Origin of the sequence: Streptomyces sp. NPDC000229, assembly GCF_040300825.1 — a bacterium.
Lineage (GTDB): Bacteria > Actinomycetota > Actinomycetes > Streptomycetales > Streptomycetaceae > Streptomyces.
On the sequence record NZ_JBEPEL010000051.1, the window covers coordinates 17,427 to 33,571 of the forward strand.

14 protein-coding genes are annotated in these 16,145 nt (G+C 74.7%); 3 read left to right on the plus strand and 11 right to left on the minus strand.

All coding sequences use genetic code 11. From position 1 onward, the window contains the following. Positions 1–10: 10 nt before the first annotated feature. The 3 genes from ABT360_RS23085 to ABT360_RS23095 form a co-directional block, all read right to left on the minus strand. The gene (locus ABT360_RS23085) at positions 11–2,617 is read right to left on the minus strand and encodes a lantibiotic dehydratase (protein ID WP_351819581.1); all 2,607 of its coding nucleotides are present in this window, start codon (positions 2,615–2,617) and stop codon (positions 11–13) included. A 1-nt stretch (position 2,618) separates the two neighbouring features. Further along, entirely contained in the window at positions 2,619–3,596 is a 978-nt protein-coding gene (locus ABT360_RS23090; RefSeq protein ID WP_351819584.1) for a thiopeptide-type bacteriocin biosynthesis protein, read from the minus strand. Between the two features lie 127 nt (positions 3,597–3,723). Further along, positions 3,724–4,947 (minus strand): MFS transporter, encoded by a 1,224-nt coding sequence (locus ABT360_RS23095; RefSeq protein ID WP_351819587.1) that lies wholly within the window; start codon positions 4,945–4,947, stop codon positions 3,724–3,726. Between the two features lie 70 nt (positions 4,948–5,017). On the opposite strand from ABT360_RS23095, the gene ABT360_RS23100 reads away from it, so the two are divergent. Beyond that, positions 5,018–5,992 (plus strand): transcriptional regulator, encoded by a 975-nt coding sequence (locus ABT360_RS23100; protein ID WP_351819590.1) that lies wholly within the window; start codon positions 5,018–5,020, stop codon positions 5,990–5,992. A gap of 17 nt (positions 5,993–6,009) precedes the next feature. Here the strand turns inward: ABT360_RS23100 and ABT360_RS23105 are convergent, their stop codons facing one another. The 8 genes from ABT360_RS23105 to ABT360_RS23140 form a co-directional block, all read right to left on the minus strand. Then, a complete protein-coding gene (locus ABT360_RS23105; protein WP_351819592.1) occupies positions 6,010–6,810 on the minus strand; it encodes a VOC family protein in 801 nt (266 codons plus the stop codon). Beyond that, positions 6,804–7,835, minus strand: coding sequence for a serine hydrolase domain-containing protein (locus tag ABT360_RS23110; protein WP_351819595.1), 1,032 nt, complete (start codon positions 7,833–7,835; stop codon positions 6,804–6,806). Before ABT360_RS23110 ends, ABT360_RS23105 begins: the two co-directional genes overlap by 7 nt. Continuing rightward, positions 7,832–8,761, minus strand: coding sequence for a DUF6895 family protein (locus tag ABT360_RS23115; RefSeq protein ID WP_351819598.1), 930 nt, complete (start codon positions 8,759–8,761; stop codon positions 7,832–7,834). Before ABT360_RS23115 ends, ABT360_RS23110 begins: the two co-directional genes overlap by 4 nt. Beyond that, positions 8,758–9,723, minus strand: a complete 966-nt coding sequence (locus ABT360_RS23120) for a DUF6895 family protein (protein ID WP_351819601.1) — start codon at positions 9,721–9,723, stop codon at positions 8,758–8,760. Before ABT360_RS23120 ends, ABT360_RS23115 begins: the two co-directional genes overlap by 4 nt. Beyond that, positions 9,720–10,421, minus strand: a complete 702-nt coding sequence (locus tag ABT360_RS23125) for a hypothetical protein (protein ID WP_351819604.1) — start codon at positions 10,419–10,421, stop codon at positions 9,720–9,722. The genes ABT360_RS23120 and ABT360_RS23125 overlap by 4 nt, the downstream gene beginning before the upstream one ends. 11 nt (positions 10,422–10,432) lie before the next feature. Beyond that, a complete protein-coding gene (locus ABT360_RS23130) occupies positions 10,433–10,621 on the minus strand; it encodes a hypothetical protein (RefSeq protein ID WP_351819607.1) in 189 nt (62 codons plus the stop codon). Positions 10,622–10,897: 276 nt separating this feature from the next. Further along, the gene (locus ABT360_RS23135) at positions 10,898–11,086 is read right to left on the minus strand and encodes a hypothetical protein (protein WP_351819609.1); all 189 of its coding nucleotides are present in this window, start codon (positions 11,084–11,086) and stop codon (positions 10,898–10,900) included. Positions 11,087–11,445: 359 nt separating this feature from the next. Next, positions 11,446–12,117, minus strand: coding sequence for a pentapeptide repeat-containing protein (locus tag ABT360_RS23140; protein ID WP_351819663.1), 672 nt, complete (start codon positions 12,115–12,117; stop codon positions 11,446–11,448). Between the two features lie 1,454 nt (positions 12,118–13,571). On the opposite strand from ABT360_RS23140, the gene ABT360_RS23145 reads away from it, so the two are divergent. After that, positions 13,572–14,894: an MFS transporter gene (locus tag ABT360_RS23145; RefSeq protein WP_351819612.1), complete on the plus strand. Its 1,323-nt coding sequence runs from the start codon at positions 13,572–13,574 to the stop codon at positions 14,892–14,894. A 15-nt stretch (positions 14,895–14,909) separates the two neighbouring features. Then, on the plus strand, positions 14,910–16,082 hold the full coding sequence (locus ABT360_RS23150; protein ID WP_351819615.1) for an anhydro-N-acetylmuramic acid kinase: 1,173 nt from the start codon (positions 14,910–14,912) through the stop codon (positions 16,080–16,082). Positions 16,083–16,145 lie beyond the last annotated feature (63 nt).

Consider the following 16,145-nt stretch of genomic DNA (forward strand, 5'->3'; position numbering starts at 1 on the left):
CCTTCTCGCACTAGTGGGCGATGGCCGCCCCGAGGGTCCGTCCGCCGGCTGCGGGCGGACCGTCGGGGACGTCTTGGGGGGCGCCGCGCAGCAGGGCGTCGGCGGCGGACGCGGCGAGCCGTTCGACGGCGTGGGCGCCGGTCTCGTACGGAAGTCTCAGCAGCATCTGGGCGGCGACGGCCGCGCCGCCGTGGAGCGGGTCGCGCAGCGGCAGGTCACCGGGGGCGGGCAGCATCTCCTCGACGAGCAGTTCGGGGCCGGGCTGCTGGGCGCACAGCCGGTCGACGACCTGGAGGGCGGTCAGCGCGTCGAGGTCCACGGGGACGGGTTTCGCACCCGCGGCGGTGCGGAGGAAGGCGTGACGGGGCAGGCCGTGCGTACGCCGCAGGAGCGCGAGGACGCGGACCTTGTGCAGGGCGTCGTCGCCGGGCCGCCACAGCCGGGAGCGGTCGAGCCGCCAGGTGGCCGGGGCGAGGACCAGTTCACCGTCGGCGGTGAGCCGGGGCAGCCGGGTGTGTCCGGGCAGGGCGCCGTCCAGGCCGTCCAGGCGCAGGAGGAAGGAGGCGGCCGGGTGACTTGCGGCCAGCAGCACCCGCAGCAGCAGGTCGTACGGCGGGGCGGGGCTGCGGGTGGCGTGGTGGACGGGGACGATGCGCCGCCCGTCGGCCTCGGTGACGATCCGCCTGCCGTGGCGGCGCACGGTGACGCGGTCCAGCGGGAGGTACCGGGCGCCGCCGGACGGCCCGTAGTACGGCGTCGGGTCGGGGTCGCCGGTCCACCAGGTGGTGGTCACCGGGCGGCGTACGGCGTTGGCGGCCCGCTCGCCGAGCGGCGGTACGAGCAGCTCCACGAACCGTACGCCGGTGTGCTGCTCGACGGCCGAGAGGAAGGCGCGGTAGGTGTCGGCGTTGCCGTGGCCGTCGGACCGGGCGCGCAGGCCGTCGGCGAACCGGGCGTCGAGGACGCCGGCGGCGGACGCGGTCTCCAGCACGGCGACGGGGCCGGCCGCGGGGCCCGCGAGCGGGCGCAGCAGGCAGTCCAGGGGCCAGGGCGGAAGGACGTGGTCGGCGGGCGGGGCGCCGAGGGCGTCCAGCAGCGCGTCGCCCACGTCGGCCGGCCCGGGCCCGGGGTGGGCGGCGAGGTGGGCGAGCAGCCGTGCGTAACCGGAACTCGGGTCGGCGGGCTCCGGCCAGCCGCCGTGCCGGCGCGGCACGGCCGTCGACGGGCGCGGATCGCCGGTGGTGAGCGGGAGCAGGCCGGCGAGGATCTCGCTGACGGGGCGCGGCCGTTCGGTGATCCCGGCGAGCTCGGGCGCCTCCTGTGGGGTGGCGGCGTCCGCGTCGCGCAGGGCGGCGATCCGTGCCGCGACGCGCAGCCCGCGCCGGACGCGTGCGGCGGCCGCGGCGGGCACCGGGGAGGCCGCGGTGCGGTACGAGTCGAGGAACCAGCCGCCCGGTTCGCCGTGCCCGGGGGCGGACGGCCGTGGCAGGGTGCCGTGTTCGGCCACGTCCTCGGGTGGTGTCCAGGCGCTGTGGTGGACCCGGGGCGCGGTGCACACCTGGAGGACGCCCATGGCGTGCAGGTGCTGGAGGAATCCGCGCAGGACGGCCGGGTCGACGGTGCTCCGGGCCGTCGCCGCGCCCAGCAGGGTCTTCTCCAGTTCGCCCAGCGGGCGCGGTCCGTCGGCGAGCAGGTTCAGGACGGTGTCCAGGGGGCGGGTGCGGCGCAGGACGACGTGGCGCAGCCGGCCGGGTTCGCGCGGGTCGACGACGTAGGCCCGTAGGGAGCCCGGAGGCTCGGTGAAGTGCAGGGGCGCGGGCGCCAGCAGGGTGCCGGCGTCGGCGGTGCGCAGGTCGGGCGGGCCGGGGGGCCGGGAACGGACGAGATGGACGTTCTCCGTGCAGGTGGCGGCGAGGGCGCCGAGCGTGGCGCCGGGCGTGATCAGGAGGGTGCCCGGGGCGTCCGTCAGGAGCGGGGCGGTGGCGAGTTGGCCGGCCCAGCCTCTGGGGGTGGTCTTCGCGGCCGCCCGGCCGAGGACCCGCCAGAGGTACGCCGCGCGTTTGCGGAGGCTCTTGTCCGTCCAGGACTCGCCGGCGGCCAGGCGCCGTTCGACGTCCGCGAGCAGCCCGGGGGCCGCGCCGTCCAGGAGGTCCCGCAGGACGGGGTGGGTGCGGGCGAGGTCCCGGGCCAGTTCGGCCACCCGCACGTGCCCGTCCGCCACCGCCCGCTCCAGCTCCGCCCGCTCGGCGTCGGCCCGCTCGGCGTCGCGCGCCAGTGTCCGGGCCTGGCCGGGCAGGTCGGCCGTGCCGGCGTGGCGCGGCAGCCGGTCCAGGAGGTCCAGGTCCGCCGCGGTGGGCGGGTGTCCGGCGTGCAGGCGCCTGCGCAGCGCCAGGACGGCTCGGCGGTCGGTGTCCGTCAGGTCCGGGTGCGGTACGGCGCTCGTGCCGAGCCGTTCGGCGAGTGCGCGGGCGCGGGCGGTCCGCTGTTCGCCGTCGCGGGCGTGGCGCGCGACCCGGTCGAACAGGGCGGGGTCGGCGGCGGAGGTCCAGGTCTCGCACGGCGTGCCCGCGATCCGCAGCAGCACCGTCGCGCGCGTGCCGTCGTTCGCGCCGGCCACGTCAGCGGGGCCCTTCGCCGGAGTCGTCGTGGCCGTCGGATGCCAGCGCCTCGGTCAGCAGGCTCTGGCGGGCCACCGAGAAGCGGCCCCGGTTCCAGTGGAAGATGGCGTAGTGGGCGGCGGCCCGGCGAGGTCCGACGGTGGCGTCACCCGCTTCGAAGTAGTCGGCGCGCCAGCGCGACGCGGCCCGGCGTACGGCTTCCTGGTGGTCGCGCAGGCCGTTGCGCCAGGGTTTGGGGAGGGCGTCGAGCTGCTCCTCGCGGGACAGGGCCCAGTAGGCCCGGATTCCGGCGGCGGCCCGTCGCCTGGGCGCGTCGTGCAGGCCGCCGACGAGGCGGCGCCCCGTCTCCCCCCGTACCACCTGCCAGACTCCCCGGTGTTCCCAGCCCACGATCCCCAGGCCGTCGAGGGCGGCGCTCAGCAGTGTGAGCGACACCCGCCAGTCGGCGGGCGCGTCCTTGCTCGGTGCGGCGTGGTGGTCGAGCCACGCCAGCGAGTCGGCGGTGAACAGGGCGTGCACCAGGGGCATGGCGTGCGGGCCGCCGAACAGGTAAGTCTCCGGCTCGTACACGCCTTCCACCGGGCTCGTCCACGCGCCGTCCCGGCGGTCGAAGCGGCGGAGGAGTTCGGCGCGCAGGGCGGCCACACCGGCCGGCCGGGTGGCGTGGAACCGGATGCGCAGACCGGGCGGTTTGTGCATGAAGAAGAAGTCGTTCGCCCAGCCGCAGCCGATGAGTTCGTGGGCGGCCTCGGCGAGCCGCCGGTAGAGTGCGGGCCAGGCGTCCGGCCACGGTGCCAGGCCGAGCTGGACCCAGCCGGTCTCCGGCAGGTCGTCGCGCAGGGCCCGTAGTCCGGCGGCGAGGAAGGTGCGGCGGGCCTCGGCGTACGCGGCGCCCTCTCCGGCGAGCGGCAGGGCGCCGAGGGGTGCGGTACGGGCGTCCTGCAGGCAGTCGGCCAGCAGCCGCTCGACGTCCACCATGCGGCCTCCTCCAGGGGTGTGTCGCTTCCTCCCAGTGGATGTCCGGGCCGCCGCCGCCCGAAAGCACGACAAAAGTTAGTCGTACTATCAACTGAGGTGCGCGGGCGCGGTATTGGCCCGCCGCTGCCTACCGGCGCGTACGCCAGCGGGCACCCAGACGCCCGGTGGTTGCGAGAGCCACCGGACCTCCCCGGCCGCCGCGTGGCAGGCCCCGCGCGAGGGCAAGGGTGACCCCGGCCGAGGCGACGGCCATGACGGCCATCGCCGTCGACGGCGAGGTGAGTTCGGCGGCCGTGCCCGCGAGAGCGGCGCCCACGCCCTGCATGGTGAGCATGCCGGAGGTGTGCAACCCCATGGCGTGCCCGGCGAGTTGGCCGGCGGTCAGGTCCATCAGGCGCTCCTGGAGCAGCAGGCCCGCCGAGTAGCCGAGCCCGGAGAGCGCGACGGCCGCCACCACCACCGGCAGGGACGGGCGGAGGGCGAACAGCGCGTAGGGAACGGCGAGCAGCAGGAGCAGCGGCACGGCGAGGCCCCGGCGCCACCGTGCGGGTAGGAGCCTGCCGGTCAGGACGTCGCCGGTCAGCATGCCGACGGCGGCGGACGCGAAGAGCAGACCGGCGTCCCCGGGGGCGTACGCGACGAAGAGCGACTCGCAGCCCACGATCAGTCCGTTGGGCACCCACAGGGCGAGGTAGACGTACCGGCGGGGGCGCGAGGACCACAAGCGGGCGTTGTCACGCCACGTCACGGCGATCGAGGCACGCCCGGTGGCGCGGGGCGGCCGGCGGGCGAGCCCGAACCGGGCGACGGCGGCGGCCGCCCCGTACAGCGCGGCGCCGGTGAGCAGCGTGCCGCGGGGCGACAGGGTGGCGACGAGCACGCCGCCGAGGGCGAACCCGCAGATCTGCGTGACGCCCACGGACATGTTGAGCAGGGAGCGGCCGAGCAGGTACCCGTCCTTGGTGACGATCTCGTTGAGGAGCCCGTAGCGCACTCCGCCGCCCAGCGACGCGAGCACGCCGAGGACCGCGAGGACGGTGAAGACGGCCCACACGGGCAGGCCGGGGATCGCCTGCGCCGCGGTCCCGAGCCCGAACAGGACGGCGAGCCCGGTCATCGCGGCGCGCGGCGGCAGCCGGTCGGCCGCCGACAGCAGCGTCGTCGCGCCGACGACCTGGGCGAGGGCGTGGCCGAACATGGCGAGTGCGGACAGCAGCGCCGATCCGGTCGCCCGGTGGACGAGGGTGCTCAGGGCCAGTCCGCTCACGGTCTGGGCCGCGACCTGGATGGCGGAGGTGAGGAAGAGGGGGGTGAACTCCGGTGTGCGGAGGAGTTCGCGGTAGGTGTGCATGGCGGGAGTCTCGAAGGCCGCGCGGCGGGGGCGTTACTGTTTCGCGCTCACGCGAAACACGGGGGTACGCATGGGCTGGTGGCAGGTCAACGCGGACACGCTGGCCGGGAGCCGGTTCGTGGTGTCGCCGCTCGCCGAGGCCGTCGCGTGCCTGAAGTCGCTGGATCGGGGTACGGCCGCGCATCCGGGTGAGCGCGGGTGGCTGGACGCCCACCTCCCCGCCTACCGGGAGCGGCTGGCCGCCGACCCGGTCACCGCGCTGCTCGTACGGGCGGCCCTGGGGCGCACCTGGAACGCGGACTTCTTGACGCCCACGCCCACCGGTGAGGGCGAGGCCGTCTTCGAGGAGGAACTGGCGCGGATCCGTACCTGGCCGCCCGAGGCGGCCCGCGCGGATCTGACCGTGTCGCTGGGCGGGCCGCTTCCGGCCCGGCTGCACCGCTGCGACCTGCCGGAGCGCACGGCTCGGCTGCTGGAGTGGGTGTGGACGCGTACGGTCCTGCCCGAGTGGCCGAGGCGGCGACGGATCCTGGAGGCCGATGTCGTGGCGCGTACGGCACGGTTGTGCCAGGACGGCTGGGCGGGGGCGCTGGACGACATGCGGTCCGGGATGCGGTGGCTGGGCGGGGACCGGCTCCAGGTCGGTACGCGCCCCTGTCCGCCGCGGGAGATCTCCGGGGCGCGGTTGATGTTCGTGCCGGTCACACCCCGCCAGAGCTGGTGCTCGTGGGACGCGCCGCACCGGTACGCCGTGGTGTATCCGTGCGCGGGCGCCCTGGCGGACGGGGGTGGGGCAGCGGCCGTGCCGGAGGCGCTGGGCGCGCTGCTGGGTACGGGGCGGGCGGGGGTGCTGGTGCTGCTGGACACGCCCAAGAGCACGACGCAGTTGGTGGCGCTGACCGGGCGGGGCCTGGGCTCGGTGGGCCGCCATCTGAGGGTGCTGCTGGACGCGCGGCTGGTGCGGCGCCGACGTGCCGGGCGGTCGGTGCTGTACTACCGCTCGGACGTCGGGGAGGCGTTGGTGCGGGCGCAGGAGGGCGGCTGACGCGGAAGGCGAGGCTGTCAGGTCATGGACGGGTCGCCCTTGATGAGCGCGAAGGTGGCGCCCGCGGGGTCCTTCACCATGGCGAGCCGCCCGACTCCCGGAACGTCGGTGGGTGCGATCAGGGGCGTGGCGCCGTTCCCGGTCGCGGTGGCGAAGGTGGCGTCGCAGTCGGTGACGCCGAAGTACGGGTGCCACTCGGAGCCGTTGCCGGCCGCGAGGTTCTCCGGCTGGAGCTGCATGATGCCGCCCTGGCCGGGGTCGTCGTCCGTGCCGCCGCCGGGCGCGGAGACGACGGAGTAGACCAGGCCGCCGCCCATGTCCATGTCCTGGTAGTCCCAGGAGAACACCGAGCGGTAGAAGTCCTTGGCGGCCACCGCGTCGGTGGTGTAGAGCTCGGTCCAGCACAGGGTGCCGGGTTCCATGACCGTCTCCAGCCCCTTGGTGTCGCCCGGCTGCCAGACGGCGAAGCCTGCTCCCGTCGGGTCGGTGAAGGCGGCCGTCCGCCCGGCGGTGAAAACGTCCATGGGCGGAACGCGCACCGAACCGCCCGCCCGTTCCACGGCCTTGGCCGTGGCGTCGGCGTCCCCGGTGTGGAAGGAGGGCGTCCACGCGGGGCTCGCGCCCTCCTCGGTGAGCGGGCCGAGGGCGGCGACCGTGCCGCCCTCGCGCTGGAAGAAGCCGTAACCGCCGGCGTCCGGGCCGGCCGACTGGAACGTCCAACCGAACACAACGGCGTAGAAGGCCACGGCGGCATCGGTGTCGGGGGCTCCGAGGTCGATCCAGTTGGGGGTGCCGGGGACGAAGTCGGTGGTCAGCACGGGTGGTCCTCCGATGAGCTGAGCAGCGCGTAGGCGGTGGGGACGAGGGCGTCCTTGCGGCTGTAGCGGCGCGTGGAGAGGGCGACGAGCGCGGTGCCGGTGTCGGGGCGGAAGCCGAGGAAGGCGGTCTGTCCGCTGGTGGCCCCGATGTGGAAGTACATGGTGCCCCCTTCGGCCGGGTGGTGGAACCAGGTCAGGGTGTGTGTCTCCCGGTGTCCGGACCCGCGGCGCAGCAGCGGGCGGCGCACTTCCCGCAGTGCGGCGGCCAGCGGGGAGCCGTCCGGGCGCAGATGGGTCTCCAGGAAGGTGAGCAGGTCGTGCGGGGTGGCGCGGAGGGCGCCGGCCGCCTGGAACCCGCCGATCTGCAGGGGCGGTGTGGGGGTGGTGCCGTCCGCCCGATGGCCGGTGGCGTCGGTGGCGGGTCCGCTGGGGCGCAGGGCGGTGTCGTCGAGGCCGAGGGGGCGCAGGACGCGGTCGGTCAGGAGCCGTTCCCAGGGGGTTGCGGTGGCCGCGGCGAGGGTGTGCCCGAGGACGGCGACGCCGAAGTTGGAGTAGCGCCACCGGGTGCCGGGCCGGTGGCGCGGGCGGGCGCGGAGGAAGGCGCGGACGACCCGTTCGGGCGGGTAGTGGGCGTAGGGGTTGGTGGACCAGCGGGGCAGGGCCTGGGGGTAGAAGTCGGCGGGCAGCGGGGGCAGTCCGGAGGTGTGGGTGATCAGGTGCGTCAGGGTGGCGGGGCGCCGTCCCGGAGGCCTGGCCGGGTCCAGGAGGGCGGTGGCCGGGTCGTTGCCGGAAAGGGCTCCGCTGTGGATGAGGTCGGCCAGCAGAAGGCCGGTGAAGGTCTTGGAGGCCGACCCGATCTCGTACCGCAGCTTCTCCCGCGGTACGGACGTGGAGGGCGCGGTGCCGCCGCTGCGGACGGTGCGGCGGCCGTTGCGGGAGAGGGCGAAGACGACGTCGGGCGCGTCGACGGACCGTACGGCGTGGTCGAGTGACGGTGCGTCGTCGTCGGCCGTGCCGGTGGTCATGCGGGCGCCTCGGCGGTCAGCTGCTCCAAGGCGCGCGAGGTGGCCAGTACGGAGGCGAAGGCGGCGACCAGCGTGGGGTGGTACACGATGTCGAAGACGTCCTCGGGATCGCCTTCGGGCATCGGGCCGAGGGCGGGCATCGCACCGTCAGGCTGCTGGGCCGCGGCGAAGCCCTCCCAGGCGGCCGCGTCGAGCGTGGGGCGGGGCAGGCAGGCGTCGACGACGAGCAGCTCGCCGAGCAGGTCCCAGCGTTCCAGGTCCAGCCAGTCGTCCAGCCAGGCCGGCAGCCACAGTTCGAGGTGGTCGGCGATGCGGGGCGGCAGGCCGCCGGGGTTCTCGCCCCAGTCGGTGAGGTGGAAGACGGTGTGCGTGATGTCGTACGCGGTGTGGGGGCTGACGGTCCACGGTTCGGGGGTGCGGCCGAGCCAGGTGCGGGACAGGGCCTCGTCCTCGGGCAGGCTCGGGGCCAGCCCGTAGCGGCGTTCGAAGGCACTCAGGCCCAGGCGCCGGACGGGCTGCACCTCCAGGGCGGCCCAGCCGGTGAGCCGGTGGTTGATCCGGATCGCCCGCTCCAGCTCGGGGTTGCTGTAGCCGAGCTCCCGGAACGGGACGTACACCTCGAAGGGGATGGGGGACGTCGGTTCGATGCGCTGACCGCGCGCCAGCGCCCGGCCGCCGTCCAGGACTTCGCGCCAGGCGTGGTCGAGGAGCCGGCGGGCGAGGTCGGCCTGGCGGGAGCCGGCGACTCCTTCGCGGAAGAGGACCTTGCAGATCACGGCCAGTTCGCCGACCGGCTTGAAGCGCTCCAGGTAGCCGATGGCGGGGTCGACGTCCGGTTCGAGCCGGAAGCCGTCGCGGTGCGCGTGGAGCCACTCGATGGCGCCCACGCCGACGGTGTGGACGAGGCGGGTACTGGCGGCGGTCATGCCGGCACTCCTCGGTGGGTTGTGTCGGTGTTCCGGTCGTCGGGGCGGCGGGCGGCGGTCAGGGTGGCGGCGAACGCCGCGACCAGCGTGGAGTGGTAGCAGTTGGCGAAGACACGCAGGACCTCCTCGCCGCGCGGTCCGCGTCCCATCTCCGTCAGGGCGCCCGTGTCGTCCTGGGCCTCGGCCACCGCCGCCCACGCGTCCTCGGTCAGTTCCGGGGCGGGGGGCCGGGGCAGGCTCGCGGCGACGGCGAGCAGTTCGCAGCACAGGTCCCAATGCCGGGTCTCGACGCAGCTGTCGAGCCAGGCCGGGATCCAGGTTTCCAGGTAGGCCGCGATGTCCGCCGGGACGCCGCGCACGTCGTGGCCCCAGTCCGTGAGGTGGAACACCACATGGGTGAGCGTGTACCCGTGGGTTCGCTCGAACGTCCACGGCTCCGGGAGGCCGCCCAGCCAGGTGCGCCGCAGGACGGCGGGGGCGGCTTCGTGGGGGGTGAGCCCGGAGCGCCGCTCCGAGTTGAGGATACTGAGCAGCCGGTTGGGCAGCAGCTCCGTCATCCGCCAGCTGCGGGTGCGGGCGAGCTGGGCGGCGAAATCCTCGTACGCGGGGTGTCGCAGGCCGCCCGAGGCGAACGCGGCGTACACCTCCAGGGGGTACGTGGCACACGGTTCGAGGCGTTGCAGGTCGAGGAAGAGTTCCCCGTGGCGGGTCTCGCGCCAGGCGTGGCCGAGCAGGTCGGCGGCGGTGTCGTGCAGGGCGCTCCCGGGCGGGGTGTGCCGGCGGACGCAGACGCACGTCTGGGCCAGTTCGCCCAGCGGTTTCCAGGAGGCGTTGACGTCGGCGTCCGGTTCCAGCGCGTCGTCTCCGAGCCGGAACCCGTCGCGGTTGTCGGACAGCCAGCCGAGCGCCGCCTCGGCGACCCGCCGCACGTCCGTCACCGTCGCGGTTCCCTCAGCCGTCACGGCCGGGCTCCGGCTCGCAGGTGGCGGGCCGCGTGCAGGTGGAGCGCCACCCGCGGGTCGTCGCCGCCCATGTGCGCCACGAACTCCAGGCCCGCGTCCAGGCCCAGCGTGTCGGGCACACCGTCGAGGACGGCCAGCCAGCGGCCGGCGCCTGCTGCCTGGGGCCAGCCGCGGCGTCGTACCGCGCGGACGAAGCCACGGGCCACGTCGACGGTGCGGCGGGCCGCGACGCGGGCGACCGCGCTGTCGGCACGGGGCACGGCGAGCGCGGCCAGCAGGGCCAGCTGGTGCGTCAGGGCCTGCCAGGGAAGGTCTTCCAGCCAGGTGGCGGGCGGCTCGGCGTCGTCGGTGGACGTGACCGCCGCCGGGGCGCCGAGGTCCCGCAAGGTGCGGGTCATGGCCCAGTGGCCCCAGCGCGAGGTGGCCGAGGCGTCGGGCCCCGGAGGGTAGGCGAGCACCGCCTTCTCGCACACCGCCAGGTCGACGGGGGCGGGAGGGGTGCGGTGGAGGACGCTCGGCAGCAGGACGTCCGCTCCCACGACGCGTACGGCGGCGAGGCCGAGGTCGTCGTCCCCGGTGGTGACCGCCGGGCCGGCGGACACTCGGGTGTGGTCCCCCCTCGTCAGAGCAGAGACCACATGGGTTGCGAGCTCCCGCACCGCGTCCGTCAAGGGCGTCGAAGTGCTGGGCTGCTCCATTCAGTTGCCCTTCAGCCCTTCTTCGGCCGCGGCGTCGGCGGCGACAACAGCAGCTTTCCCGCACCCGCTTCCAGGGCCAGGGCCGCGCACTCACGCGTGTCGCGGTAGAAGCCCTGGGCTTCGCCCGGGTTCAGAGTCGCTTCGATGTCGCTGTCCAGAACCTTGGTCCGGTCCCGGAGTTCACGCTCGGTCGAGGTCATACCACCATCCCCTTATGCGGAACGGAATGCCTTCTTCCAGTTCCAGTGGAACCCAGTCCGGCGAGGTGTGCAAACGGCGAGAACGCCCCCTTTCGGCACACACCGGTGACGGCCTGCGAAAACGCGGACCCACGCGACTCCCCGAACAGGGATGTGGCCCCCGCCGCTGAGGGGCGGAGGCCACATCGATCGGCGGCGCACTCCGGCGGTCTTTCCGTACCGACCTCGCCGGGCCGGACGGGCCGAAATGCCGGGCCGCTCTTTCCGGTTGCCCGTTCAACCCTTCTTGGGCCGCGGCGTCGGGGGCGACAACAGCAGCTTGCCCGCACCGGCCTCCAGGGCCAGGATCCCGCACTCGCGGGTGTCGCGGTAGAAACCTTCGGCTTCGCCCGGGTTGAGGGCCTTCTCGATGTCACTCTCCAGGACCTTGGTCCGGTCCCGGAGCTCACGCTCGGTCGACGTCATGCCACCATCCCTTCACGCGGAACGGAATGTCCACTTCCGCTTCTAGTGGACCGCAGTCCGGCACAGGGCGCAAATGGCATGAATCCAACTTTGTGGTAGAGAAGGCGAGCTGCGACCGCGCGTGGGGGATGCCGGGCGGGGTACCCCGTCTGCCCTTCCCGGATGGCGCAATTGACCGGCTTGCCCATTAGATGGTGCAAACCGCGCGCCATTCCAGCGGCGCTCGACGACCGACACGGTGTGTGCCTCACCGGAGTCCGGCGAACGGAGCCACGCCATGACAACCGACGACCCCACAACTCGCCCCGCGGCGGGCGCCCCTGACCGGGCGAAGCCGCCCCACCCTCCCGACCCGCCCGTCACCACCGGCGCGCCCGTCGACGCGGCGCACGGCGAGGCGCCTCCCTTCGGCACGGTGCCCGTCGACGCGGCACACGCCGAGGCCGTGCGCCTGGGTGCCGCCCCACCGCCCGCGCCGCCCGCGCCCCCGGCCGGGACGACGCACACGAACGGCACGTACACGCACGTGGCACCCCGCGAAGCCACGGCCCCCAGCGGTGCGCGCGCGTCCACCCCACCGCCCGGGACCACGGGCACCGCGCGGACCGACGACGCGCGCGCGTACACCGCGCCGACCACGGCCGACGCCCCCGGCCGCGCGCCGGGCGACGCCGCGTACCGGGAAGCCGTGTACGGCGAAACCGTGTACCGCGACGCCGCGCACCGTGAAACCGCGTACCGCGACGCCGCGTACGGCGAAGGCGCGTACGGCGAAGGCGCGCACGGCGAAGGCGCGCACCACGAGGCCGCGCCCGGCGAAACCGTGTACCGCGACGCCGCACACCGTGAAACCGCGTACCGCGAGGCCGCTTACGGCGAAGGCGGACCCGCCGATCGCCCGCACGCCGAACCGGTGTCCCGCGATGCCGCGCCCGTCGACGACGTGCGGACCCTCGACAGCGACAGCGACGGAGACCCCGCAACCGGCACCGACGACCGCGGCGCCGGCCTCGCGCCGGCCGACACGGCACCCGCCGACGGGCCCTACGAGGAGTCCGGCGCGGCGGTCGACGCCGCCCTCGTCGACGCCGTACTCGGCGAGACGTCGGGTACCGGGGCGGACGACGAGGACAGCGACGAGCGCATACGGACGCTGATCTGGACGGCGGCCACGTACCGTCCGCTGGAGGAGGTCGCCGCGCTGGTGACCCAGCTGAAGCACACCAAGGCCGTCGACAGCCCGGCGGACGAGGCGCTGCGCGCCGCCGCGGTGGCCCGGCCCCTGGAGGAGGTGCGGCAGCTGGTCGCGATGCTCAACGAGGCGGGTCATACGCTCGACGACAGCGACACGACGCTGCGCGCCGCGGCCGTCGGCAGGCCGATCGAGGACGTCGTCCAGCTGGTGAGCATCCTCGGCACCGGCGACGACCAGGCCCCGCCGCCCATGCCGGGCGCGGCACCGGCCGGCCCCGTCCAGGCGGTTCCCGAGAACCCCAACGTCCGCCCGCCCCGGTCCCTTTCGGGTGCGGCACCGGCACCGGAGGTGAAGGTCCTCGTGCGCGAACCGGCCGAGGGCGCCACCGATCCGGCGACGCCCCGGTCCGCGCTCCGCTGGCCCGCGGCGGCTGCCCTGTTCGCCTGCGGCATCATCCACCTGCCCACCGATTTCAGCGGTCTGCGGTCCGGTGGGTACGCGGACGTCCTGGCCCTCGTCGTCACCGTGCTCTGCCTGGTGATCGGCGAATGGCTGATCGTGCGGGACTCCCCCCGCGTGTGGGGCTTCGCGGCCGCGACGTCCGTCGGTGTGGTGTCGCTCCACGGGATCGCGGGCAGCAGCGGTTTCGCCCTGCTGGAGAGCAGCCTGGGGCGGTCGTGGGCCTGGTCGGGCGCCGCCGCGGTGACCTGCGCGATGGTCACGGCACTCCTGGCCGGTTCGGCGCTGCTGCGCCGGCAGAAAGAGCCCGACGCGGCCAACGGCACATGACGGGCGCCGCCCTCAGCGGGCCACCCCCGCACGGGAGCCGCTCTCCTCGCGGCTCCCGTCGCCGTGCCCGTTCCCGTTGCCGCTCCGGTCGTCGCCGTGGCGGCCGTTGCCGTTGCGACCGTTGCCGTTGCGGCTCTCCCGACGCGTCCCGTGCAGCGCCGGCACCGTGCCGACTCGGGATCCCGCTCCTCCGACAGGAGCCGCACGTCGTCGCGTACGTCCAGAACGCGTTCGAACGAGTCTCGGCCCTCGTTGACCCGGCCGCCGCACCCCGTGCCGGCGTACCGCGCGGGAAGCCGTAGTGGTCGAGCCACGGGACCGCCTGAACCGCCCCACGTGCGCGCCACCGTGCCCGCCCTCTCGGAGCGCGCGGGCGAGGAGGTCCTCGCCGTCGGCCTCGACGCACTGCTGGACCGTTTCCTCGGCGTGCCGGGAAGGGAAACGATGACGTAGTCGACGAGTCGAGTCGAGTCGACAACGACGACGCCGGGAGGGCACCGCATGACGACCTCCGTGCACGGTCCCGCGGAGGAGGCCGCCGGCCCCTCGGGGTCCGCCGGGCCGCCGCGCTCGCGCAGAGCGCTGGTGGCGGGTTCGGTGGGCAACTTCATCGAGTGGTACGAGTTCGGTGTCTACGGCTACTTCGCCACGGTCATCGCCGCCGTGTTCTTCACACCGGAGGGCGGAAGCGACGCGGAGGCGCTGATCAGGACGTACGCGTCGTTCGCGCTGGCCTTCTTCTTCCGGCCGGTGGGCGCGGCGCTGTTCGGCCGCGTCGGGGACCGCGTGGGGCGGCGCCCCACGCTGATCCTGGTGGTGCTGCTGATGACGGCGGCCACCACGCTGATCGGTCTGCTGCCGACGTACGCCACGGTCGGCGCCGCGGCGCCCTGGCTGCTGACACTGCTGCGGATCCTCCAAGGCCTGTCGGCCGGCGGGGAGTTCGGTGGTGCCGTGTCCCTGATGACGGAGTTCGCCCCGCCGGGCAGGCGGGGCCTGTACGGGGCGTGGCAGTCCTTCACGGTGGCGCTCGGCCTGCTCGGCGGGGCGGGGGTGGCGGCCGTGCTCGCCACCGTGCTGACCGAGCAGCAGCTCGGGTCGTGGGGCTGGCGGGTGCCGTTCCTGCTGACCCTGCCCATGGGGCTGGGCGCCCTGTGGCTGCGGCTGCGGCTGGAGGAGACGCCGTCGTTCACGCAGCGCCGCCCCGAGGCGGTCGCCGCTCCGGTGCGGGAGACGGTCAGGGCCATCGCCCTGGGTGTGGGCCGGCTGATGGGCTGGTCGGCGGCCGGTTACACCTTCCTGGTCGTCATGCCGTCGTACCTGCAGAGCGTCCTGGACGCCACGTTCCAGCAGGCGCTGATCGCCACCGTGCTGGCCAACGCGGGCTTCGCGGCGGCGATCCTGCCGGCGGGCGCGCTGAGCGACCGGGTGGGGCGGCGCGCGGTGATGCTGTCCGGTGCGGTGGTGGCCGCCCTCGCGGCGTTCCCCCTGCTGGACCTGTTGCAGGACCCCGCCGCCCCCACGGCCGCCAAGGGCCTCGCCGTGTGCGCCGCCGGCGCGGTCGTGGGGCTGATGGCGGGGCCGGGGCCCGCGATGCTCGCCGAGATGTTCCCCACCCGGGTCCGGTACACCGGTCTGGGGCTGGCGTACGCGCTGTCCAACGCGGTCTTCTCGGGCTGCGCGGGCCTCATCATCACCGAGACGATCGAACGGACCGGCGACGCCGACATCCCCGCCCACTACGTGGCCGCCACGTGCGCGGTCAGTGCGGTCGCCCTGGCCGCGCTGCGGGGCGACGACCACCGCCGCGCGCTGCGCGACTGACCGGGACGGAGCGGAATGCGGGTCATCGGACTGATGTCGGGTACGTCGTACGACGCGGTCGACGCCGCGGCCGCCGATCTGGCGCTGGACGGGGACACGCTCGTACTCGAGCCACTCGGCATGGTGAGCGCCCCCTACCCGGCCGAGTTGCGTGCCGCCCTGGCCGCGGCCCTGCCTCCGGCGGCGACCACCATGAAGGAGGTGTGCCGGCTCGGCACCCGTATCGGCCAGGCCTTCGCGTCCCTCGCCGTACGGGCCGCCGACGAACTGTGCGGCGGGCGCGCCGACCTCGTCGCCTCCCACGGGCAGACCGTCTACCACTGGTCCGAGAACGGCACCGTGCACGGCACCCTTCAGCTCGGCGAGCCGGCCTGGATCGCCGAGGCGACCGGCCTCCCCGTGGTGTCGGGCTTCCGCACCCGGGACGTCGCCGCCGGCGGCCAGGGCGCGCCGCTCGTCAGCATCGTGGACGTCCTGTGGCTGCGCGGGCGGCCCGGTGTGCCGGTCGCCCTGAACCTCGGCGGCATCGCCAACATCACCGTGGCCACGCGGACCGGGCCCCCGGCCGCGTTCGACACCGGGCCCGCGAACGCCCTGATCGACGCGGCCGTGCACCATTTCACCGGTGGCAGGCTCGGGTACGACGAGGGCGGCGCCCTGGCCGCCCGCGGCCGGGTCGACGAGGCGCTGCTGCGGCGGCTGCTGGACGATCCGTACTACGCGCAGCCGCCGCCCAGGACGACGGGCAAGGAACTGTTCCATCTGCCGTACCTGCGGGCCGCCCTGGCCGGCCACGCGGCGCTGCCGGCCGAGGACGTCGTCGCCACCCTCACCCGGCTCACCGCCCGGACCGTGGCGGACGCCGCCCGTTCGGTGGGGGCGACCGAGGTGGTCGCCTCGGGCGGCGGTACCCGCAACCCGGTGCTGATGGCCATGCTGCGTACGGAACTCGACGGCGTCCCGCTGCGCGGCTCGGACGAACTGGGGCTGCCGTCGGACGCCAAGGAGGCGTACGCCTTCGCGGTGCTCGGGTTCCTGACCGTCCATGGGCTCGCCGGGACGGTACCGGCGTGCACCGGCGCCCGGCACCCGAGCGTCCTCGGCTCGCTCACACCCGGCCGGTTCGGGCTGCGCCTGCCGGAGCCGGCGGCAGTCGCTCCCGAGAGGCTTCGGCTGCCCGGTAATTGACTTCGTCCGGCATTGATCTGTTTCAGCCCCTCTTCTCGCGGCGACCCGGTAGGAACGAACCAT